This window comes from Candidatus Baltobacteraceae bacterium (assembly GCA_036488875.1).
Classification (GTDB): domain Bacteria; phylum Vulcanimicrobiota; class Vulcanimicrobiia; order Vulcanimicrobiales; family Vulcanimicrobiaceae; genus JAFAHZ01.
In genome coordinates, this window is sequence record DASXGW010000004.1 from 566460 (window position 1) to 587869 (window position 21410).

Consider the following 21410-nt stretch of genomic DNA (forward strand, 5'->3'; position numbering starts at 1 on the left):
CTCGTGGACGACTTACTGTTGTCGAAGATACGTTTGGGCATCATCGCCCAGCTCTTGACGTCGGATTGGATCGCGTTCTCCGAGCTGCAGCGTTCGCTCGACGTGACGCAGGGCAACCTCGGCGCGCATCTCGGCAAGCTCGTCGACGCGGGCTACGTCGACGAAGAGAAAACGTTCGTCAATCGTAAGCCGCTCACCCGATATCGCTTGACACAAAAAGGACGCGGCGCATTCGTCGCTCACGTCCAACAATTGCAGTCCCTGTTGAAAGAGACGTCGTAACATGATTCTGAGTTTGAAGGACGTGCGCAAGTCGTACGGTGCGACGCGCGCGCTCGACGGAGTATCCCTGGAGGTCGATTCCGGTGAAATCGTTGCGGTTCTCGGGCCCAACGGCGCCGGCAAGACGACGGCGATAGAAGTCGCGATCGGTCTGCGCGCGCCCGACGCCGGAGACGTGCGGCTGTTCGACCGCTCGCCGCGCGATCCGCAGACGCGTTTGCGGCTCGGCGTGACGCCGCAAGACAGCGGCTTTCCCGACGCGCTCTCCGTGGAAGAGATCGTGCGCTTCGGCGCCACGCACTACCCGCGTCCCGCGAAGCCCGCGGACGTCATGAAGGCCTTTGGATTAGAGGCGCTGTCGCAGCGCCGCGCGGGTGCGCTGTCGGGCGGTGAATCGCGACGGCTGGCCGTCGCTCTCGCCTTCGTCGGCAATCCCGATCTCGTCGTCCTCGACGAGCCGACGACCGGGCTCGACGTCGAGTCGCGGCGCCGTTTGTGGGAGGTCGTTCGCGAATACGCGAGCGGCCATTCGGTGCTCTTTACGACGCACTATTTGGAAGAAGCGCAGGCGCTCGCGACGCGCGTCGTCGTCGTCGACGCGGGACGCGTGCTCTTCGACGGTTCGTCCGAAGATCTGCGCCGGCGTTTCGGCGCGCGCCGCTTGAGCTACGCGGGCCGCGACGGCGACGTCGCGGTGACGATCGACGACACCGACGAATACGTGCGAAAGCTCGTGCGCGATGGAATCGCGTTTTCGAACTTGGAAATCGTCCCGCCCACGCTCGAAGAAGCGTTTCTTACCGTGACCGGAGGTAACAAGTGAGCACGCTGCTGTTGACGCGCGCCCACGCGCGCATCGCGCTACTCGATCTGTTCCGTTCGCCGGGCTACGTCGTGCCGACGGTCGCCTTTCCGGCGCTGTTTTTCGCGCTGTTCGACTTGCAGTACGCACGAACGCAAGCGCCGGTCGCCGACGCGACCACGCTCGCGTTCATGGCGTTTGCGGTGTCGGGCGTCTGCCTCTATCAGTTCGGCGTCGGTATTGCGGCCGAACGCGGCCGTCCGTGGGAGCGCTATTTGCGCACCCTTCCGGCCTCGATCGCGGTACGCTTCGGGGCGCGAATCGTCTCGGCGCTCGTTTTTGCGGTGCTGGCCGCCGGATGCGTCGCGGTCTTTTCGCACTTCACGACACCGATCGATCTCGACGCGCAGCAATGGCTGCAGGCCGCCGCGTTCGTCATCGCCGGCGGCGTTCCGTTCGTCTTGATCGGCATCACGATCGGGTATTGGGTGTCGGCGCGCGCGGCCGTTCCCGTGGCAACGGCATTGAACTTGCTGCTTGCCTACGCCGGCGGCCTTTGGTTGCCACCGCAGTATCTGCCGCACGCCGTCCAACAACTCTCGCCGTATTTGCCCACGCGTCAGTTTGCCGATCTCTTGTGGAGCGTTTCGAGCGGAAGCGGCGCCGCGCACGCGCTCGCCGGTCTAGCGATCTATACCGCAATCTTTGCGGCGATCGCCGCGATCGGCTATCGCCGCGACGAACGCAAGCGCTACGCCTAGGGTGTCAGCGTCTCGCGGTCGACGGCGGTGCGCTGCACCGCCGCGTCGGAAAACGGCAGCGGCCACAGCCGTCCGGCGATCCACGCAGCAGCTTGATCGGTATAATGTCCCGAGCCCGGCTCGCCGGACTCGCCTTGCGGCAGCGTGATTCCGCCCGCGTCCCAGTTCCCGACGTCCCACACCGCGCGAAAACTCTGCGAGTACCCCGCGTATTGCACGTGCACCGTGAGCGAGTCGCCGTAGCCCGGCAGCGTTATGCCGTTGAGAAACTCGATCCCCAGCGCGGAGAGTTTGTGTTTCACGGGAACGGCGCCGGCGACGTCCCACGTGGGCGCGGGCCACGCGACGTTTGCGCGTACGCTCCGCGGGGAGTGCGCGACGTTGTCGAGCACCGCCGGCATGCGGCCCTTCATGCCGTGCGTGAGGGCGACGCGTAACGATTGCGCGGCGGTCGCCGCCGAGGAATCGCCGGTCATTTCGCCATTCCATTGCAGCAGCGCGCCGGCCAAGTCCGGATCGACGGCGCGTAGAGCCGGTGCCGCGCTTCGAGCCAGCTCGAGTTCGGGAAGCGATAGTGCGTCCATCTGCATGCGCGTGAAATAGGCGACGTCGTAGAGTTTGCGCGCGCGCAGCAGCTGCGCGATGCGGTACGCACGATACGGCCCGGCGAACTGCGGGCTCAAACGCAGCGGATAGCCGGGACCGTACACTTTATTGTTGGCCGACCAGACGACGCCGTTCCGCGAGGGCGCGACGTGCGGCATGAGCTCCCACGCAACCGGCGGATACGAGCGGGTTAGGTCCGACGGCGGATGAAACCGGGTTGCCCAGAGCGGATCGTCGGGAATCGGTCCGGCCATGTGGTACGCGACGCGGCCCGACGAGTCGGCCAAGACGAAGTTGTGCGTAGGACCCTCCCACGCGCGCAACGCCGAAAGGGCAGCCTCGATCGACGGAGCGTCGTTGAGCTCGTAAAACGCGGTGCCCGGAAACGATGGATGGTCGTACGCGCGCCAGCGGACGAGCACGAATCGGCCGTCGCCGGTCGTCACGCCAAACTCGCGTGCGGTGCTGTAGAATTTGCGCTGGACGCTCCCACCGAATCGAACCGCGAACGTTTCGGTGCGCCACCCGGCCGCGTCGAGCTGCTTAGGCGGAGCGAAGACCGATAGCGACGCCGTGGTTCCGTCGGTCATGCCCCACGCGAGGTGCTCGTTGTGGCCCAGCAGTACGCCCGGTTCTCCCGGCAAGGTCGCGCCGGCGGCGTGAATTTGCGGCGAATGCAGATCGACGAGATACCAAATCCCCGGAATGGAAAGGCCAAGATGAGGATCGTTCGCGAGCAGCGCGCGTCCGGTGGCGCTGCGTTGCGCGCCGGCCGCCCAGTTGTTGCTTCCTACCGGCGCTCGCGCGTCGGCCAGTATCGAAAGCAGCGACGGACGTTGAGGGCACGGTTTCCCCGGCGCCATCCCTTCCAAGCCTTGCGTCACCGGCGCGTCGTAACACGGATCGGTCAGCGGAAAAAGCGCGGCGAGCAGTTTCGCGCCGCCTTTTCGGTACGCGGCGTCGCGAGGTGCGATCGCGTTCCAGTCGTCGATAAGGTCGAGCACTTCAGCCATACCGATCGCCAGCGAATCCGCGGGCGTCCACGGCTTTGGCTTATATGCGAGCAAACGGAACTCCACCGGTAAGGGCTCGCGCCGGATCGCGGCATTGACGCCGTCCGTAAACGCGACGACGATCGAGCGCGACCGCAAATCCATGCGCTGCCATTGAGCGCCCGTGATAAAGCGCACCGGTACGGAACGCTCGTCTTCATCGGTCGCAAGCGCCGTACGCCCGAAGACTTCGGCGAGATCGCCTTCGACGAAGCGACGGAGCAGGTCCATTTGAAACAGGCGGTCCGACGCTTCGACGTATCCCTGCGCAAAAAAGAGATCGTGCGCGTTGGCGGCGATGATGTGGGGAACGCCGCGATTGTCGCGCAGAACGTTCACCGTGCCGCGCAAGGGCAATCCGCTGACGACGCCGGTATACCGTGCGTGCGCGCGCATGCCGAAAGCGAGATTGACGACTTGCGCCAAGATCGCGACGGCGACGATCAGCAGCACGACCGCCGCAGTGCGGAGAGCGATTTTCATCCCGGGCGCTTACGCGTCGACGTAGACGTCGTCGCCTTCAATCGTTACCGGAAACGTCATCAACGGGATGACGGCGGGAAGCGTCAGCGCGTCGCCCGTGCGAACGTCGAAAGTCGCGCCGTGCCGCGGGCAGACGACGGTTTCCCCTTCGAGCGTTCCTTGATCGAGCGGACCGCCGTCGTGCGTGCACACGTCTTCGATCGCGTAGATCGTTCCGTTGGCGTTGCAAAGCAGAAGCTCGATGCCGTCGGCGACGACGCGAAGCGTCGTTCCCGGAGCGACGTTGGCGGTCTTGGCTACCTTTCTACGCATGACCCGCGCTTCGTCGATGGCCGCGGCGGGGCCCGCTTACTCGTCGGGCACGCGTCCCGAGGGACGCGCCGTCAGGAAATACGTCGGCGGCGTGGGTGCGGGAATCTCGTGAAACGTCAGCGGCACTTGCGTGTAGTCGAATCCGTCCTGCATGCTCGCCGCGCGCGCGTCCGAATAACCGTCGGCAACCGATCCCAGCGCCGGCAGATCGAACGTCTCTTCCACGAACTTCAGGACGCTGCCGAACTCGTATTGCGTGTGAACGACGCTTCCCGGCCGTACGTACGGCGAGATCACGATGCACGGCACGCGAATGCCGAGACCTTTGAAATCGAGTTGCGGCGGCGGCACGTGATCGTACCATCCGCCGAAATCGTCCCACAGGACGAAGATCGTCGTGCTGTTCCAGTACTTGCTCTGACCGACCGCGTTGACGACGGCAGAAACCCACGACGGCCCGAGCGACGTGCCGCTGCCGCCGTGATCGGACCATTGCCAATCGGGCACGACCCACGTCACGCCGGCGAGCCGGCCCTTTGCGACGTCGCTCAAAATCGAAGACGACGGGGTGATGACGTTGTGCCAATCCGGTCCGTAGCGAACGCTCTTGACCGATCCGAACGGCGACCACGCGCCTTGAATCCAATCGTCGATCGCCGGGGCGTAATACTTCCAAGAAATGCCGGCGGCATCGAGCGTATCGGCCAGCGTGCGCAATCGCACCAGGCACGGGAACGGGCCGTTACTCTTATAGATGCCTTTGGAGTTGAGCGTCGGCGTGGTCGTGCCCGCGGGCGCGTCGCAGTCCCACGGAGCTTGCGACGGAAAGTCCACGAGCGCCTTGGTGGGCGCGATATTGGTCGTCGACGCGATGAGCTCGATGTGCGCCGCCCAGCTTTCACCGTGTTCAGTGGGAAACATGTGGTCGGCCAGCTCGAACTGTTCGGCCATTTTCCAGTACGGCGCGCTTTGCGTGCGGCTCACGTAGCCGTACGCGTAGCGGCCGGCCGTGCCGCCGTTGGACGGATTTAAGTTGAACCCGTCCATCTTGCCGTTGTCGTAGCTGCGGACGCTGTCGCCGTAGGTGTTGTCGATATCGGGTCCGGCGAGCGACACTTCGTGCAGTTTCACGCGCCGGCCGTTGCTCATCCGGCCGTATCCTAACGTGTCGGCGTTGGGGAACCCGTAAAACATGTTATCGAGCGTCCGGTTTTCCTGAACGATGATGACCACGTGCTGAATCGGCGTCACAGCCCTGTCATCCTGAGCCCCGAAGGGCAGGGCGCCTCGCATGTTAGGCGACGAGCACGCCGCGAGCGCGACGACAAAGAAAAGAAGGAGATAGCGCATGCTCAATAAGCAGTCGGCAAAGACTGCTTATTGGATTAGCGGAGGCTATCTAGCCGACTGCGCCTTCCATTTCCATTTTGACGAGGCGGTTGAGTTCGACCGCGTACTCCATCGGCAGCTCCTTCACGAAGAAGTCGAAGAAGCCGTTGACGATCATGGCGGTCGCGTCGGCCTCGGACAGGCCGCGGCTCATCGCGTAGAAGAGCTGATCCTCGCCGATCTTGCTGACGCTGGCCTCGTGCTCGACGGTCGAGCGCTGCTCGTGAATCTTCATCGTCGGCTTGGTGTCGCTCGACGACTCTTCGTCCATAATGAGCGCGTCGCAGCGCACGCGCGTCTTTGCGCCCGTCGCGCCCGAATGCACCTCGACCAAACCGCGGTAGGTCGTCTTGCCGCCGTGTGCGCTGACGCTCTTGTTCGTGACGACCGACGTCGTATTGGGTGCGACGTGAATGACTTTGGCGCCGGCGTCCTGGTGCTGTCCTTCGCCCGCGAACGCCATCGACAGAATCTCGCCGCGCGCGCCCTCGCCCATCAAATAGATCGCCGGATACTTCATCGTCAAGCGAGAGCCGATGTTGCCGTCGACCCACTCCACGGTGGCACCCTTGTACGCGACCGCGCGCTTCGTGACGAGGTTGAAGATGTTGCGATACCAGTTTTGGATCGTCGTGTAACGGATCGACGCGCCCTCGAGCGCGATGAGCTCGACGACGGCCGAGTGCAGCGACGCCGTCGAAAATTTCGGTGCGGTGCAGCCCTCGATGTAGTGCACCTTCGCGCCCTTGTCGGCGATGATCAAGGTGCGTTCGAACTGGCCCATGTTCTCCGCGTTGATGCGGAAGTAGGCCTGCAGCGGCATCTTGACTTCGACGCCCGGCGGCACGTAGATGAACGATCCGCCCGACCACACCGCCGAGTTGAGCGAGGCGAACTTGTTGTCGCCCGGCGGAATGACGGTCGCGAAATACTTCTTGACGATCTCCGGATGTTGCTTGACGGCCGTGTCCATGTCGCAGAAGAGCACGCCTTGCGACTCGAGCTCTTTACTGACGTTGTGATAGACGACTTCCGACTCGTACTGCGCGGAGACGCCGGCCAAAAACTTGCGCTCGGCTTCCGGGATGCCCAGCCGGTCGAACGTGCGCTTGATGTCGTCGGGAACGTCGTCCCACGAGCGTTCGGTCTTGTCGGTCGACTTCACGTAATAGTGGATGTCCGAGAAATCGATCTCGCCGAGCAGCTTGGAATCGCCCCACGCCGGCATGGGCTTGCTTGCGAAGAGCTCGTACGCTTTGAGGCGGAACTCCCGCATCCACTCCGGCTCGTCTTTCATGCTGCTGATGCGCGCGACGATTTCCGGCGTCAGGCCTTTGTCGGACTTAAAGACGTAGTTCTCCGCGTCGTGGAAGCCGTGGCGATAGTCGCCGATTAGCTCCTGGGGCGAGACGGCGGTCTCGATTTTTGTCGCCATACGTTCTGAGCCTACTTCCCAACCACTATATAGTCAAGATAGTGAAGTAGTACCTTCAGAATCTTTCTTTAAAAACACATTATGGTTCTTAAGGGGTTTACAGGCGACCCTAGTAGCCGTATCATTGTTGGCCGGTCCCTGTGAAGAGCAGGGCCAGACGGGCTGCGGGTGGCGCAGCTCACGGTTTAAGGGAGGCACGCCCTTACGTGCCATCGCGGCGAGTCGCCCGTGCACCGCAAAAGCGCCGGCAAGAGCTCGTCGATAGGTCGGGGACGTGACTGCACCGCAGGCGCCAGCCGACGAAGTCCGGAGGTGGGATTCCCCCAGGGTCAAGGAGACCTACGAAATTGAAGGCACTCGGACGGCACATTGTGTGCGAATTCTCGGGCTGTGACCCGATGCTGCTTTCGGATGTCGACGGCATCCACACCATGATGATCGCGGCCGCCAGGGCCGCCCGCGCTACCGTTATGGAAAGCGCTTTTCACCGTTTTGAGCCCCAGGGCGTTTCCGGCACCGTCATCCTGGCCGAATCGCACCTTTCCATCCATACCTGGCCTGAGAAGGGCTACGCCGCCATGGACTTCTACACGTGCGGCGACCATACCGACCCGTGGCTCGCGTGCGACCTCGCGGCCGATTCGCTGCAAGCCAAGAGCGTCCTCACCACCGAGTTCAAGCGCGGAATCGAAAAGAGCGACGGCGAGTTCTCGCACGTCGTTAGCGCGGATCGCGATCTGCGCGTTCTCACCGCTTAATCGCTCTGCGGGGCGAGGCAGCGCTTTCTCAGGAAAACGTACATATCGCCTGCCGGAACGTTCGGCAGGCGACGGTCGTTGTACGTCCAAACTGGCCTTTCCTGACCCGCTCTCTGTGAGGTGAAAGTTTTCCATTATGCGCTTTTCTATGATTCGCACCGGTGTTGTCGCATCGGCTGCGGCAGTTGCACTTGCGGCATGCGGCGGATCGCACGGCGTCGTTCCATCGACAGCGTTCATGCCGTCGATGCTAAGTAAGTCGACTGCGCCGACGACCTGTCCCGCTAATCCGCCCCAGCCGGCGTGGATCTTCAAGGGATCGTGTGTGATCTCGAAGCTGCCGACGAAGGGCAGAAAGTTCACACTCGCCGCCTACAAAGGCTTCGCCGTAACGGTGACGATACCGAAGAATACTGCTACGGGCAATCCCGCCTTCGTTCTCGTCGACGCGGTCGGCGGAAAGACCAAAGACATCGCGCCTTACAAAGGCAAGGCGTTTCCGCCAATCTCGACGAGCCGCGGCAAATCGGTGATCAACATCGAAGCCGTCAACGCATTTCCCGGTCTGAAGTTTACCGGCGGAAGCTTGATCGTGTCCGTAACCGCGCAGAAACTTCCGGGAAATACTTGCACCGTTGCGGTCATCCAGCAAAAGGGCACCAAGTTCTCTTGGTTCTCGATTCCGATTCTGCCTTCGGTAAAGGGTAACGTCATTACCGAGAAGATCGCCGGAGGCGCCGTCGGCACGTTGTTCCCGAGCGGACTACCCGCCGGGCCGCTGTTCTTCAACGCCGCCTGCAAGTAACGCGCCGCTCGTAAGCGTAACAAGCAAAACCCCGCTTGACCGGCGGGGTTTTTCTTTTTGGCACGCAAGATAGTCCGCCCAAATTCCGGAGGGCAGCATGAGTCTTTCTACAGTTCGCAACGTCGCCGCAGCCGTCGGTGCGGCAATCCTCTTCGCTGCGTGCGGCGGACACGGCGTGATTCCGTCGCAGAGCGGCGCGCCCGGTTTTAACGCCGTGACTCCCGAGGCGACGGGGCCGTGCTACACGCACGCGGTTCAACCCGCGTGGATTTTCGAAGGCTCGTGCAACGTCAAAAAGCTGCCGCCAAAGGGCCTATCCCTCACGCTGGCGCCATATAAAGGCATCACCGTAACCGTCGCGATGCCCAAGAACAACTCCAAGGGAAATCCGAGCCTCGCGCTCGTCGACGCCGTTGGTGGCAAGGCTAAAGACATCAAGCCCTTCAAAGGCAAGGCATTCCCGGCGCTTCCCAAGACCGCCGGTAAATCGGTGATCTACATCGAGGCGGTCAACCCGTTCGCTGGTCTGAAGTTCACCGGCGGAAACCTGATCGTAATGGTCAAAGCGAAGAAGCTCCCCGGCAAAACGTGCGGCGTCGCGATCCTGCGACAAAACGGCAAGAAGTTCTCGTGGTTCTCGATTCCAATCCGGCCCACGGTAAGCGGTAACACCATCAACGAAAAAATTTCGGGAGGTGCCGTGGGCACGTTGTTCCCGAACGGACTCCCGGCCGGCCCCCTATACTTCAACGCCGCCTGCAAGTAGCGGCGCAGCGATAACATGCGAAAACCCCGTCTCACCGGCGGGGTTTTTCATAGGTGGCCGACGTTTTTCGTCTAATCTGAGCGCTCCCATGCCCAAGACCGAGCACTGGCAGTGGTACGTCGAAGAGTCGGCGCCCACGGAGCAGCATCATCACGCGATCGATCGCGTCTATTACGCGGGCCGTTCGGAGTTTCAGCAAGTTGCCGTCATCGGAACGCCGGTGTTCGGCAAGATGCTCGTTCTCGACGGCGACACGCAGAGTTCTCAGGGCGACGAAAAGATCTATCACGAGAGTCTCGTCCACCCGGCGCTCGCGGGTGCCGCCGATCGCGGCGACGTGCTGATTCTCGGCGGCGGCGAGGGTGCGACCTTGCGCGAAGTCCTGCGCTGCTCGGACGTCAAGCGCTGCACGATGGTCGACATCGACGGCCTCGTCGTCGAGCTCTCCAAGCAGCATCTGCCGGAGTGGTCCGACGGGGCGTTCGACGATCCGCGCGCGAGGGTGATCGTGGGCGACGCGCTGGCCTTCATGCGCGACGACAAGGATCGCTATGGCACCGTCATCTCGGATCTCACCGAACCGCTGGAAGACTCGCCGAGCAACGTCCTTTTCAACGAGGACGTCTTCAAGCTCATCAAGTCGCGGCTGGCCGACGGCGGCGTGTACGTGCTGCAAGCCAGCACGGCCTCGTTCCACAACTACTCGCTGCACTGTAAGATGGCGCGGACGTTGCGGCGTCACTACGAGCACGTGACGTCGTTCTTCACCTACGTTCCGGCGTTCGATACCGACTGGGCGTTCCTGGCCTGCAGCGACCGCGTCGACCTCGCCGCGCTCGATGCGCCGGCCGTCGACGCCTACGTGCGCGGGCTGCGTGGTCAGAACTTTTTCTACGACGCGATCACGCATCGGCGGCTCTTCTCGCTGCCGCTGTACTTACGCCGCGCGCTTGCGGCAGCGGGAGATACGTTCTGATGGTCGACCGGCAGCATCGCTTTGCGGGGAAGACTGCCGTCGTCACCGGCGGCGGAACGGGATTGGGACGCGCGATGGCGCTCGCGTTCGGGCTCGAAGGCGCCGAGGTGTGCGTCATTGGGCGCCGTCAAGAGAAGCTGGACGAAACGGTCGCGTCGATCGCGGCCGAAGGCGGAAAGGCGTTCGGGCTCGCCGCCGACGTTCGCGACGCGGCCCGCATCGAAGCCGTGATGAAGGAGATCGTCGAACGCACCGGGCGCATCGACGTGCTGGTCAACAACGCCGCGGGCAACTTCGTCTGCCCGTCGGAAGAACTCTCGCCCAACGGGTTCAAGAGCGTCGTCGACATCGTGCTGCTCGGCACGTTCTATTGCACGCGCTTCGCATTCGACGCGCTCAAAGCGTCCCGCGGCTCGATCGTCAACATCATCGCGGCCTACGCGTGGAGCGGCGAACCCGGCGCGGTGCATTCCGCGAGTGCCAAGGCCGGCGTGCTCGCGATGACCCGAACCCTGGCCGCCGAATGGGGGCAGTTCGGGATTCGCGCAAACGCGATCTCGCCCGGCCCGATTCACACCGAGGGTACCGACAAAAACCTTTGGAGCGTCGCGAACGTCGAGGAGCTCGTGCGTAAATCGGTGCCGCTCGGCCGCCTCGGCGAGCCGTCGGATATCTCCAAAGCCGCGCTGTGGCTGGCTTCGGACGACGCCGCCTGGGTGAGCGGCGCTACCTTGGCCGTCGACGGCGCGCAATGGCTGCACGGCGGAACCCTCAACTTCCGGGAAGCTTACGACACCATACGTGGAATGATGGCCCGACAGTCATGAGCATCGATTACAGCCAGGCGCCGCACGCCTGGGAAAAAGAGAAGGGTAACTTCGTCGGCCTCCTCGACCTCAAACTCGAGAGCATGGAGCACGGCAAGGCGGTCATGCGCATGCCGTTCCGCCCGGAGATCACCAACGGCACGGGCGCGGTTCACGGCGGCGCGATCGTCAGCCTCTGCGATACCGTGTTCTACTGCGCGCTCGCGTCGATCTTCGGCCGCGAGCAAGATACGACGACGGCGTCGCTGCAGTGCAATTTTCTGCGTCCGGCCTTGCCGCCGCACGATCTCATCGCCGAAGCGCGCGTGTTAAAAGCCGGCCGGCGAATCGTCTACGGCGAAGTCTACGTGCGCAGCGGTGAAAAGATCGTCGCGCACGCGACCTTAAACTTTCTCAACAGCTACGACAACGAGCGCCCGGCGGGCAGTCATTCCAAATGGCCCACAGCACCGAAGTGACGCTTAAGCGGACCGCGTTGTACGACGAGCACGTCGGCGCGGGGGCGCGCTGCGTGCCGTTTGCCGGCTTCGAAATGCCCGTGCAGTACGCCGGCATTCTGAAGGAACACGACGCCGTTCGCCACCGGGCCGGCCTGTTCGATCTTTCGCACATGGGCCAGTTCTATCTGTACGGCGACGACGTGGCGGCGTGGGCGGATACGCTGACGATCAACGCGGTCGAAACGATGAAACCGCTGCAGGCGCGCTACAACATCTTTTGCAACGAGCGCGGCGGCGCTCACGACGACACGATTTTCTACCGTCTCGACGGGCGCTGGCTGCTCGTCGTCAACGGCGCCAATGCCGACAAGATGTGGGCGCATCTGCAGGCGCATCTGCCGTCGTCGGGCGTTCGGCTCGAGAGCCGCCACGGCAGTGCGGCGCTCATCGCGATTCAAGGGCCGAAATCGGTTGCGATCCTGCAGCCGCACGTCGCCGGTCTGGACTTGGCGTCGATGAAGTATTATTTCTGCGCGGAAAGCCAGGTCGAGGGCGTTCCGGCAGTGATCGCACGCACCGGTTATACCGGCGAGGACGGATTCGAGCTCTTCGTCGACGGTCCGCAAGCGCCCGAACTCTGGAGCCGTTTGCTGCGCGAGCATCGAGCGGATGGATTGGAGCCGTGCGGGCTGGGCGCGCGCGACGTGCTGCGCTTGGAAGCCGGCATGCCGCTGTACGGTCACGAGCTGACCGAAGAGATCACGCCGGTGCAAGCCGGTCAAACGTGGGCGCTCAAGTTGAACAAGCCGCAGTTCGTCGGTAAAGAAGCGCTGGCCGAACAGCTCGCGGCGGACACGTACGCGAGAATCGTCGGCGCGATCATGGAAGGTCGCGCTCCGGCGCGCGAAGGGTATCGCGTCTTTTTCGACGGCGCCGATGCCGGCGAAGTGCGCAGCGGTTCGCTCGCGCCCTCGGTTGAAAGCAAACCGATTCTGACGGCGCTGGTCTCGCCGCGCGCGGCCGCGCCCGGTACCAAGCTGCAAGTCGAGATCCGCGGCACCAAGCACGATGCGACCGTCGTGCCGCTGCCGTTCTACAAACGTCAAAAGTAAGGAGATCCAAGCGTGGCGGTGCCCGGAAACCTGTTGTACAGCAAAGAGCACGAATGGGTGCAGATCGACGGCGATACGGCGACGATCGGCATCACGGATTACGCGCAGAACTCCCTCGGCGATATCGTCTACGTCGAGCTGCCGAAGGTCGGCGCCAAGATCGAGCAGTTTGGAAACGTCGGCGTCATCGAGTCGGTCAAGGCCGTCTCCGATCTCTTCACGCCGATCTCGGGCGAAGTTCTGGAAGTCAATTCGTTTCTCGACAACGATCCGGCCGCGGTGAACAAGGATCCCTACGGCCAAGGATGGCTGCTCAAAGTGCGCGTCGGCAATACTGCCGATACCGGAAACTTGCTCTCTCCCGCCGACTACGAGAAAATCGCGACGGATTAAACCGTGTATACACCGCACACCGAAGCCGATATTGCGGCGATGCTCGAAGCGATCGGCGTTGGATCGCTCGACGACTTACTCCGCGTTCCCGACGCCGTCGCGCTCAAAGACCGGCTCGACGTCGTTCCGGCACTGCCCGAATACGGAATCGCGAAGCGCTTCGAGCACTTCGCGAGCAAAAACTCGGCCGCCGGCCTTCGCTCGTTCCTGGGCGGGGGCGCCTACCGTCATTACGCGCCGCCCGCGATCGCGGCGCTCGCAATGCGCGGCGAGTTCCTGACCGCGTATACGCCGTACCAAGCCGAGGTTTCGCAAGGCTATCTGCAAGCGATCTACGAGTGGCAAACGTACATTTGCCTGCTCACCGGCATGGATATCGCGAACGCATCAGTCTACGACGGCGCGACCGCGCTAGCCGAAGGCGCGATCATGGCGCTCAACGAGACCGGGCGCAAGAAGATTCTCGTTTCGTCGGCGGTTCATCCGAACTATCGCGCGGTACTCAAGACGTATTGCGACGGCCTCGACGTCTCGGTCGATGAAGTTCCGTTCACCGGCGACGGCACGACCGATCTCGCGGCCATAGAAAAAGCGGTAGCGAGCAACGCATACGCGGCTGTCGCGCTGCAGTCGCCGAACTTCTTCGGCAACGTTGACGTGTTGTCGCGTCCCGTGCTCGACGCCGTCGTCGCCGCCGAAACGATTCCGATTGCGGTCGTCGCCGAAGCGCTGTCGCTGGCCGCCTTGGCGGCGCCGGCATCGTGGGGTGCGGAGATCGTCGTCGGCGAAGCGCAGAGCTTCGGCGTTCCAGTCGCCTACGGCGGCCCGTACGCCGGCTTCATCGCCTCCACGGCGGCGCACATGCGCCGGATTCCCGGGCGTCTGGTCGGCAAGACGGTGGACAACTCCGGCCGTACCGCGTACGTGCTCACGCTGCAGGCGCGCGAACAACACATCCGGCGCGAGCGCGCGACGTCGAACATCTGCACGAACCAAGCGCACTGCGCGCTGATCGCGACGATCTATCTCGCGTTGATGGGCAAGACCGGTCTGCGCGACGTTGCAGCGCTCAACCTGGAGCGCTCGCGCGAGCTCGCCACGGCCGTCTCGTCGATCGAGGGCGTCGATCTGAAGTTTACCGCGCCGTTCTTCAACGAGTTCGTCGCCGACGTCCACCGCGACGCGGCCGGCGTTCTCGCGCAGCTTCAAGGGCGGGGAATTCTTGGAGGCATCGAACTCGGGCGCTTCTATCCCGAGCTCAAAAACTGCTTGTTGATGACGGCTACGGAGCTGACCAGCTCCGGCGATATCGCCGCGTTGGCGGCCGCGCTGCAAGAAATCGTCGGGGTTCCCGCTCATGCTTGATACCTCGCAGTCGCCGCTGATTTTCGAGCTCGGCCAAGAGGGCCGCGCGAACCGCTACGTCGACGCCGGACCGCCGCTCGAAACGTTCCTTCCGAAAGCGGCCTTGCGCGACGATCTTCCGCTGCCCGACAACAGCGAACTCGACGTGGTCCGGCATTTCACCAAGTTGTCGCACCGGACGTTCGGCATCGATCTCGGCTTCTATCCGCTCGGCTCGTGCACGATGAAGTACAACCCGCGCGTGAACGACGCCATGGCGAGCAAACGTGAGTTCGCCGAGCTGCATCCGTACGCGCCCGACGAGCTTGCGCAGGGCGCGCTGCAAGTGATGTGGGAGCTCGAGCGGACGCTCAGCTCGCTTTTCGGGATGGCGGCGTTTTCCCTCAATCCTTCGGCTGGAGCGCATGCCGAACTCGCCGCGCTGTTGATCGCCAAGAAGTACTTCAAGGATCGCGGCGAGACGGTTCGCGATAAAGTCATCGTTCCCGACACCGCTCACGGAACCAATCCGGCGTCGGCGGCGATGTGCGGCTTCAAAGTCATCTCGCTGCCCAGCGACGCGCGCGGCCGCGTCAGCGTGGACGAAATCAAGAAGGTCCTTGGACCGGACACGGCCGTCTGCATGATGACCAATCCGAACACGCTGGGCCTGTTCGAAGACCACGTGCACGAGATCACCGCCGCGGTTCACGCCGCCGGCGGCTTGATGTACTACGACGGCGCCAACGCCAACGCGATCATGGGCAACGTACGTCCCGGCGACATGGGTTTCGATCTCATGCACCTCAACACGCACAAGACGTTCACCATTCCGCACGGCGGCGGCGGCGCGGGTCATGGCCCCGTCGGCGTGGCCGCGCATCTGGTCGAGTATTTACCGACGCCCATAGTCACGGCGACGTCGAAAGAAAACGGCGACGCCAACGCCGCGCCCAGCGATCGCATGACGTTTCGGCTCGATTTCAACCGGCCCAAGTCGATCGGACCGATGCGCTCGTTCTGGTCGAACTTCGCGCACGCCGTGCGCGCGCTGGCCTATATTTACGCCAACGGCGCGGAAGGGCTCAAGCGCGTCTCGCAGCTCGCGGTGCTCAATGCGAACTATCTGCGCGTGCGAATCGCCGAGTTCTTGGAGACGCCTTATCCGGAGATCTGCCGTCACGAGTTCGTCTGTTCGGCGCAGCAGCTCAAACGCGATACCGGCGTCAAAGCGCTCGACATCGCCAAAGCGCTGCTCGACCGCGGCTACATGGCGCCCACGATGTACTTTCCGCTCATCGTTCCGGAGTGCTTGATGATCGAGCCGACCGAGACGGAGTCGAAGGAGACCCTCGACACGTTCGTCGAGGCGATGCGCGAGATCGTCGCGCAAGCAAAGAGCGATCCGCAAGCGCTGCTCGACGCTCCGGTCAATACCGTCGTCGGCCGCGTCGACGAAACGCGTGCCGCGCGTCAGCCCGACTTGCGGTGGAAGCCCTAACGAAGTAGCTATTCGCCGGGTTCGAGGTCGGCGAAGGCTTCGGCGACGTCGAAACGCAGCCACGGGACTGCTGCGTGCTCGAAGAAGTCGGTCGACGAAAACTCCGTGGCTCCGTTGCGATCGTACGCGACGATGCGCCGCTCTTCGGGCAGCACGTCGAGCACGAGGAGCGCGCCGCCGTCCAGATAGGCTTGCACCTTCCAAAGCACGTTCTTCATCCGATCGCTCGGCGAGCGGACTTCGATCGCGACATCGGGCGCAAAGGGAGGCTCTTGCTGCTGCTCTTGCGCAAGCGGGCGCCAGCGTTCGTACGAGACGAACGCAATGTCGGGGACGAGCGACGTCCGCTTTCCCTTACGCTCGTCCAGCGCGAAACGCCACTCAGTGCCCCAGGTTCCGCGGCCTTTACCTAGGCGGCGGACGATTCCGCACAGCGCCCACTGCACCACGGCGTGGCGGTGCTTTGGGCTCACCTTGGGAACGGGCCGTCCTGCGAGCCATTCGACGTAGGGCTTTTTGTCGTCGGAAATGCGAAGCGCCATGTCACGCATAGCTTATCACGCCGCTGCGGGCTTGCGTCTAGACCGCTGCGCGACCGAACGCTTCAGCAGACGCTCCAAACGCTTCGGATGGCTGCGCCGCTTGAGCAGTTGAATTACGAAACGCTCCTCCGCTCGCAATCCACGCGTGCTCGGCCTTGACGCCGCGGTTTGTTCGAGCTTGCCGGCATCCATGTACGCGGCCAGCACTTCGGGATGAACGTAACATTTGCGACAGACGGCAGCCGTGTTGCCAAGATGCCGTGCCACGTCGCGCACGGCCTCTAAGACGTTGCGCTTGCGATCGGTAACCGTCGCGGCTTCGTCCATCTGCGAGAGCGCGACCGCGCAGCGTACGGTGCCCATCCACGTCCGGAAATCCTTAGCCGTGAAATCGCCGCCGGAGATCTCGCGGATGTACTCGTTGACTTCGTTCGATCCGACGCGATGCACATCGCCGTCGTCGCCGACGTAATCGAACAGCCGTTGATCGGGCAGTTCCTGGCACGCGCGAACGATTTTGGCAAGCCGGTGATCGATGACGCGCACGTCGTGTGCCACGCCGCTCTTGCCGCGAAAGCGAAACGTCAGTTTGCTGCCGTGAACCCATGCGTGACGGTTGCGTAAAGTCGTCAGACCGAACGACTGATTCGCGCGCGCGTACTCGTCGTTGCCGACCCGCACGGCGGTGATCTCCAGCAGCGCCACGACCGCCGCCAGGACCTTTTCTCGATCGAGGTCCTTGCGCCGTAAATCGGCGGCGACGCGCCGGCGAATGCGCGGCAGCGCCGCCGCGAAATCGAGCATGCGGGCGTATTTGTTTTCGTCGCGGACCTCGCGCCAGCGCTGATGGTAGCGGTACTGCTTGCGGCGCCGCGCGTCTCGGCCGGTCGCCTGAATGTGACCGCGCGGGTCGGGGCAGATCCACACGTCCTCGTAGGCCGGCGGAACGGCGAGGCTTCGGATCCGGGCGAGAACCGCAGGGTCGCGCACCGGCCGCCCGTCGGGGCCCACGTACGTGAAGTGCCGCCCGCGCCGTAGCCGCCGGATGCCGGGGGCGTCGTCGCTGACGTATCGGAGGCCGTTCTCACGGGCAGTACAAGCAAGCGGCTGGATCACGTTAAAAGGCTTACCCTTTTTGCAGGCTCTTCTTGGGCCCGGAGGCTATAATGGGAGTAATCGGGGGGCACGGCAACGAGCCCCCTTCCACGTCCTCCAGCACGGGTTGATGACATGCGGATCAAGTACGAAGTGTCAGCGGGCGGGCTGCTCTTACGTCGTCGCGATTCGACTTTCGACGCGCTTTTGATCGGGCGCGGCGAGCCTCCACGCGTTTGGACCCTGCCGAAGGGGCACGTCGAAGCTCGTGAATCCAACGAGCAAGCGGGACTGCGTGAAGTTCGCGAAGAGACGGGCTGCTGGGGCGAGATCGTCACCCGGCTCAACGAGATCTCGTATTGGTTTTACGTAGGTAAAGCCAAGCACCGCAAGTCGGTGACGTTCTTCCTGATGCGTTATCTGTCGGGCGATCCGGCCAATCACGACCATGAGGTCGACGACGCGCGCTGGTTCGATCTCGCGCAGGCCCGCAAGACGCTCAAGTACGTCAACGAGAAGCGCCTCATCGACATGGCCCTCGAGTACATTGCTGCCAATCCGGCCGCGTTCGGCGAAGAGCCCGCGGTAGCAGCGCAAAAGACGTCTTGAACCAGACCGAGTCCGCCGAAACCCTGGCGCCGGTCGACCAGGGTGGCTGCCGCGTGCAGCTCGACGTTTTCGACGGGCCGCTCGACCTGCTGTTGAGCCTGATCAAAGAACAGCAGCTCGACATCGCGACCGTCCCGCTGGCCAGCGTTGCCGAACAGTACCTCGATTACGTCCGGATGATGGAAGCACTCGACGTCGAGGTCGCGGCCGAGTATCTCGTAATTGCGGCAACGCTCGTGTACTTGAAGAGCAAAGCGTTGCTGCCGCCCATTCCGCAAGAGTTCCTCGACGAAGAGGCCGAGACGCCCGAAGAGGTCGAGGAGCGTCTGCGCCGGCGCTTGATCGCTTACTCGAAGTATCGCGAACTGGGCGAACAACTGCGCTCGCGGCAAGAGGAGTCGAGCGGCTTCTTTTACCGCGAGTCCGGCGACCCGGCGGGCGAGATCGTGCAGCGGTACGACATCGATCCGGAGAAGCTCAAGCGCGCGTTCCTGGCGATGCTCAGCCAGGCTCGCCCGGAGAAGCGGTCGATCGCGCGCGAGCGCGTTTCACTGATCGCGTCGATGGATTACATCGTGCGCAGCGTCAAGGAGCACGGAGAAGTGTTCTTCTCGGCGCTCTGTCACGAACTCGGAATGACGCGTGAGGTCGTAATCGTCACGTTCCTGGCGATATTGGAGCTGATTCGCCGGCACCGCATCGATTTCGATCAGCCCGAGCTCTTCGACGACATTCGTTTGTTCGCTTACACCCGCAAAACCGAAGGAGTACCGCAATAGAAAGCCCGGAACTCTTGGAGAGCCCCGAACTCCTCGAAGACGCCGTTCTGCGCTTGACCGCTCCAGTCGAGGCACTGCTCTTCGTCGCGGGCGAGCCGCTCTCGATCAAGCAGATCGCAAAGCTCGTGCGCGCGACCGAAGTCGAAGTCGCCGCGACGTTGCAGCGCATCGAGACCGATTATGCCGAACGCGGCGTTGTGCTGCGCGAAGTTGCCGGCGGTTACCGTTTCGCCACGTCGCCGCTGGCACGGGCCGCGGTCGAAGCCTATCTCTTACCGCCGAAAACGACGCTCTCGACGCCGGCGATGGAAGCGCTCGCGATCGTGGCGCACATGCAGCCGGTGACCAAGAGCGAGATCGAGTCGATTCGCGGCGTGAACTCCGACAGCGTCGTCAACACGCTTCTTGACAGAAATTTGATCGCGGAAGCCGGGCGAAAAGACGTAGTCGGCCGTCCGATGCAGTATAAGACGACCGGATTCTTTCTCGAGTCGTTCGGACTGCGCTCGCTCGACGAGCTGCCGCAGCTCGAGCTCGACCCGGGTCAACCCCTCGAACTCAATCTTGTAGCGGAATGATGACGACTTTCGATGCTCTCGCCGCGCATTACGATGCAGGCCGAACCGGCTATTCCACCGAGCTGTACAACGCACTGGTCGGGTTTGGTTTATCGCCGCGCCAGCACATTCTCGACGTGGGCTGCGGCACCGGCTTAGCGAGCCGCCCATTGATTGAAAACGCGGTACGCGTCACCGGCGTCGACGTCTCCGCGCCGATGCTCGCCAAGGCGCGCGAGCGTTATCCGTCGGCGACGTGGGTGGAAGGATCGGCCGAAGCGCTGCCGTTCGAGCCGGGCACGTTCGACGCGGCGATTAGCGCGCAGGCGTTCCATCACGTCGATCGCGCGAAAGCCATTGCCGAGATCGTGCGCGTGCTTAAACCGGGCGGCCTGGTAGCCGTTTGGTGGAAGGTGCTGCTGGATCAAGATCCGGTCGCGCAGCTGCGCGCCCGCGTGGCCAAAGAGATGGGCGTCGAACCGCCGCAATCCGGTTTGAAAGGCGGCTTTAAAGAGTTTTACGCCGGCGCCGTGACGACGCCAATGGTGCGCGTCATTCCGTGGCAGACCGCGCTTTCGTTGGAGCAGTATTTGAACTACGAGCGGTCGCGTAAGATCGTTGCCGACACGTTGGGGTCGCGCTCCGATCGCTACGTCCACGAACTCGATCGCCGCCTCCGCGAGATGCTCGGCGAGCAGCCGAAGTATCTGGCGCTGTCCTACGTACAGTACCTTTACGTCGCACGGACGCCCTCGGCGCAGTAACGTTTCGTGCGCATCGGTCTTCACGTGCGCGTGGGCGGCGGTTATGCAAAAGCGGTCGAACACGCGAAGAACGTGGGCGCGACGGCGCTGCAGATCTTTTCGTCCAATCCGCGCAGCTACCGTCCCAGCGCGATCGATCCCGTCGCGCTCGAGTCGTTCGCAACGCTGCGGCGCGACGCAGGGCTGGATCCGTGCGTCATTCACACGCCGTATCTCATCAACCTCGCCAGCGAAGATCCCAAGATCTACGAAGGGTCGCTGCGCCTGCTGCGCGCCGACCTCGAGTTTGCGGCTCGCGGAGGCATTCGGTTCGTCAACACGCATCTCGGTTCGTACGGCACGCGCGACCGTAACGAAGGCTTCGTCGCGATCTGTCGCGCGCTCGAAGCCGCGCTCGAGGAGGTCGCGCCCAATGTGTTCTTGATCCTCGAAAATTCCGCCGGTGCAGGTCAGCTCGCGGGCGGAACGATCGACGAGCTGGGGACGTTAGTCAAAACCGTCGGCCATCCGCAGCTCGGCGTATGCCTCGATACCGCACACGCGTGGGCGGCCGGCTACGCGATAAATACGACGGCCGGCGTGAACGATTTCGTCGATAAAGTTGAGGCGGCAATCGGCGTCGATCGCGTACTGGTGTTCCATTTCAACGATACCGAAGTGGAGCTTGGTGCGAGCCGGGACCGCCACTGGCATATTGGCGAAGGGAAGATCGGCTTCGAAGGATTCCGCGCGCTGCTCGCGCGGCGCGAGTTGCGCGACCGCACCGCCATCTTAGAGACGCCGGGCAGCGACGCCGACGATCTGCGCAACATGCAGACGATTTTGGCGATCGCGAAGGGCGCGGCGGCCTAAGTCCCCGCCAGGTTTAACGAATGTGGAGATTCGGCAGCCGCACGTCGGAGACGTTGAACAGGGCCGAATCGGCGCGCTGTACGCGCAGTCGAAGATTGACGTCGGTGATATCGGCGACCAGCGGCGTCGTGCGGAGGGGATCGCGGAACATCGTTCTGGGCCTCGTAG

25 protein-coding genes are annotated in these 21410 nt (G+C 63.2%); 18 read left to right on the forward strand and 7 right to left on the reverse strand.

Going from position 1 to position 21410, the window contains the following annotated elements; genetic code table 11:
- Positions 1-3 precede the first annotated feature (3 nt).
- From VGG89_08190 to VGG89_08200, 3 genes are read left to right on the forward strand one after another with little or no spacing between them, the layout of a single operon-like run.
- Positions 4-282: a transcriptional regulator gene (locus VGG89_08190; protein ID HEY1976508.1), complete on the forward strand. Its 279-nt coding sequence runs from the start codon at positions 4-6 to the stop codon at positions 280-282.
- A 1-nt stretch (position 283) separates the two neighbouring features.
- Positions 284-1105, forward strand: coding sequence for an ABC transporter ATP-binding protein (locus tag VGG89_08195; GenBank protein HEY1976509.1), 822 nt, complete (start codon positions 284-286; stop codon positions 1103-1105).
- Entirely contained in the window at positions 1102-1845 is a 744-nt protein-coding gene (locus VGG89_08200; GenBank protein HEY1976510.1) for an ABC transporter permease, read from the forward strand. Before VGG89_08195 ends, VGG89_08200 begins: the two co-directional genes overlap by 4 nt.
- On the opposite strand, the gene VGG89_08205 is transcribed toward VGG89_08200, so the two are convergent.
- From VGG89_08205 to sufB, 4 genes are all read right to left on the reverse strand, one after another.
- Complete coding sequence (locus tag VGG89_08205; GenBank protein HEY1976511.1) at positions 1842-3986, reverse strand: penicillin acylase family protein; 2145 nt, start codon at positions 3984-3986, stop codon at positions 1842-1844. The two genes, VGG89_08200 and VGG89_08205, sit on opposite strands and share 4 nt — an antisense overlap.
- A 9-nt stretch (positions 3987-3995) precedes the next feature.
- The gene (locus tag VGG89_08210) at positions 3996-4298 is read right to left on the reverse strand and encodes a non-heme iron oxygenase ferredoxin subunit (GenBank protein ID HEY1976512.1); all 303 of its coding nucleotides are present in this window, start codon (positions 4296-4298) and stop codon (positions 3996-3998) included.
- Positions 4299-4334: 36 nt separating this feature from the next.
- A complete protein-coding gene (locus tag VGG89_08215; protein ID HEY1976513.1) occupies positions 4335-5549 on the reverse strand; it encodes an alkaline phosphatase family protein in 1215 nt (404 codons plus the stop codon).
- A 148-nt stretch (positions 5550-5697) separates the two neighbouring features.
- Positions 5698-7122, reverse strand: coding sequence for a Fe-S cluster assembly protein SufB (gene sufB, locus VGG89_08220; protein HEY1976514.1), 1425 nt, complete (start codon positions 7120-7122; stop codon positions 5698-5700).
- A 347-nt stretch (positions 7123-7469) separates the two neighbouring features.
- Here sufB and speD point away from each other — a divergent pair, with 347 nt between their 5' ends.
- The 10 genes from speD (at position 7470) to gcvPB (ending at position 16044) form a co-directional block, all read left to right on the forward strand.
- Positions 7470-7880: an adenosylmethionine decarboxylase gene (gene speD, locus VGG89_08225; protein HEY1976515.1), complete on the forward strand. Its 411-nt coding sequence runs from the start codon at positions 7470-7472 to the stop codon at positions 7878-7880.
- 136 nt (positions 7881-8016) lie between these two features.
- Positions 8017-8685: a hypothetical protein gene (locus VGG89_08230; protein ID HEY1976516.1), complete on the forward strand. Its 669-nt coding sequence runs from the start codon at positions 8017-8019 to the stop codon at positions 8683-8685.
- Between the two features lie 97 nt (positions 8686-8782).
- Positions 8783-9451, forward strand: a complete 669-nt coding sequence (locus tag VGG89_08235) for a hypothetical protein (protein ID HEY1976517.1) — start codon at positions 8783-8785, stop codon at positions 9449-9451.
- 88 nt (positions 9452-9539) lie between these two features.
- Complete coding sequence (locus tag VGG89_08240) at positions 9540-10427, forward strand: hypothetical protein (protein HEY1976518.1); 888 nt, start codon at positions 9540-9542, stop codon at positions 10425-10427.
- A complete protein-coding gene (locus VGG89_08245) occupies positions 10427-11254 on the forward strand; it encodes an SDR family oxidoreductase (protein ID HEY1976519.1) in 828 nt (275 codons plus the stop codon). Before VGG89_08240 ends, VGG89_08245 begins: the two co-directional genes overlap by 1 nt.
- Positions 11251-11712: a PaaI family thioesterase gene (locus VGG89_08250; protein HEY1976520.1), complete on the forward strand. Its 462-nt coding sequence runs from the start codon at positions 11251-11253 to the stop codon at positions 11710-11712. Before VGG89_08245 ends, VGG89_08250 begins: the two co-directional genes overlap by 4 nt.
- Positions 11709-12806 carry a glycine cleavage system aminomethyltransferase GcvT gene (gene gcvT, locus VGG89_08255; GenBank protein HEY1976521.1) on the forward strand — a complete coding sequence of 366 codons (1098 nt, stop codon included), beginning with the start codon at positions 11709-11711 and terminating at the stop codon, positions 12804-12806. Before VGG89_08250 ends, gcvT begins: the two co-directional genes overlap by 4 nt.
- 12 nt (positions 12807-12818) lie before the next feature.
- On the forward strand, positions 12819-13199 hold the full coding sequence (gene gcvH / locus VGG89_08260; protein ID HEY1976522.1) for a glycine cleavage system protein GcvH: 381 nt from the start codon (positions 12819-12821) through the stop codon (positions 13197-13199).
- Positions 13200-13202: 3 nt separating this feature from the next.
- The gene (gene gcvPA / locus VGG89_08265) at positions 13203-14564 is read left to right on the forward strand and encodes an aminomethyl-transferring glycine dehydrogenase subunit GcvPA (GenBank protein HEY1976523.1); all 1362 of its coding nucleotides are present in this window, start codon (positions 13203-13205) and stop codon (positions 14562-14564) included.
- Positions 14557-16044 carry an aminomethyl-transferring glycine dehydrogenase subunit GcvPB gene (gene gcvPB, locus VGG89_08270; protein HEY1976524.1) on the forward strand — a complete coding sequence of 496 codons (1488 nt, stop codon included), beginning with the start codon at positions 14557-14559 and terminating at the stop codon, positions 16042-16044. Before gcvPA ends, gcvPB begins: the two co-directional genes overlap by 8 nt.
- Positions 16045-16052: 8 nt before the next feature.
- Here the strand turns inward: gcvPB and VGG89_08275 are convergent, their stop codons facing one another.
- Both VGG89_08275 and VGG89_08280 read right to left on the reverse strand, forming a co-directional pair.
- Positions 16053-16586 carry a Uma2 family endonuclease gene (locus tag VGG89_08275; protein HEY1976525.1) on the reverse strand — a complete coding sequence of 178 codons (534 nt, stop codon included), beginning with the start codon at positions 16584-16586 and terminating at the stop codon, positions 16053-16055.
- A gap of 15 nt (positions 16587-16601) precedes the next feature.
- A complete protein-coding gene (locus tag VGG89_08280) occupies positions 16602-17702 on the reverse strand; it encodes a hypothetical protein (GenBank protein ID HEY1976526.1) in 1101 nt (366 codons plus the stop codon).
- Between the two features lie 114 nt (positions 17703-17816).
- Between VGG89_08280 and VGG89_08285 the strand changes: the two genes are divergently transcribed.
- The 5 genes from VGG89_08285 to VGG89_08305 are packed head-to-tail and all read left to right on the forward strand — an operon-like array spanning position 17817 to position 21242.
- Entirely contained in the window at positions 17817-18290 is a 474-nt protein-coding gene (locus VGG89_08285) for an NUDIX hydrolase (protein ID HEY1976527.1), read from the forward strand.
- The gene (locus VGG89_08290; GenBank protein HEY1976528.1) at positions 18287-19069 is read left to right on the forward strand and encodes a segregation/condensation protein A; all 783 of its coding nucleotides are present in this window, start codon (positions 18287-18289) and stop codon (positions 19067-19069) included. Before VGG89_08285 ends, VGG89_08290 begins: the two co-directional genes overlap by 4 nt.
- Positions 19070-19083: 14 nt before the next feature.
- A complete protein-coding gene (gene scpB / locus VGG89_08295) occupies positions 19084-19647 on the forward strand; it encodes an SMC-Scp complex subunit ScpB (GenBank protein HEY1976529.1) in 564 nt (187 codons plus the stop codon).
- Entirely contained in the window at positions 19644-20390 is a 747-nt protein-coding gene (locus VGG89_08300) for a class I SAM-dependent methyltransferase (protein HEY1976530.1), read from the forward strand. Before scpB ends, VGG89_08300 begins: the two co-directional genes overlap by 4 nt.
- Before the next feature lie 6 nt (positions 20391-20396).
- The gene (locus tag VGG89_08305) at positions 20397-21242 is read left to right on the forward strand and encodes a deoxyribonuclease IV (protein ID HEY1976531.1); all 846 of its coding nucleotides are present in this window, start codon (positions 20397-20399) and stop codon (positions 21240-21242) included.
- 13 nt (positions 21243-21255) lie between these two features.
- On the opposite strand, the gene VGG89_08310 is transcribed toward VGG89_08305, so the two are convergent.
- Entirely contained in the window at positions 21256-21393 is a 138-nt protein-coding gene (locus tag VGG89_08310; GenBank protein ID HEY1976532.1) for a hypothetical protein, read from the reverse strand.
- Positions 21394-21410 lie beyond the last annotated feature (17 nt).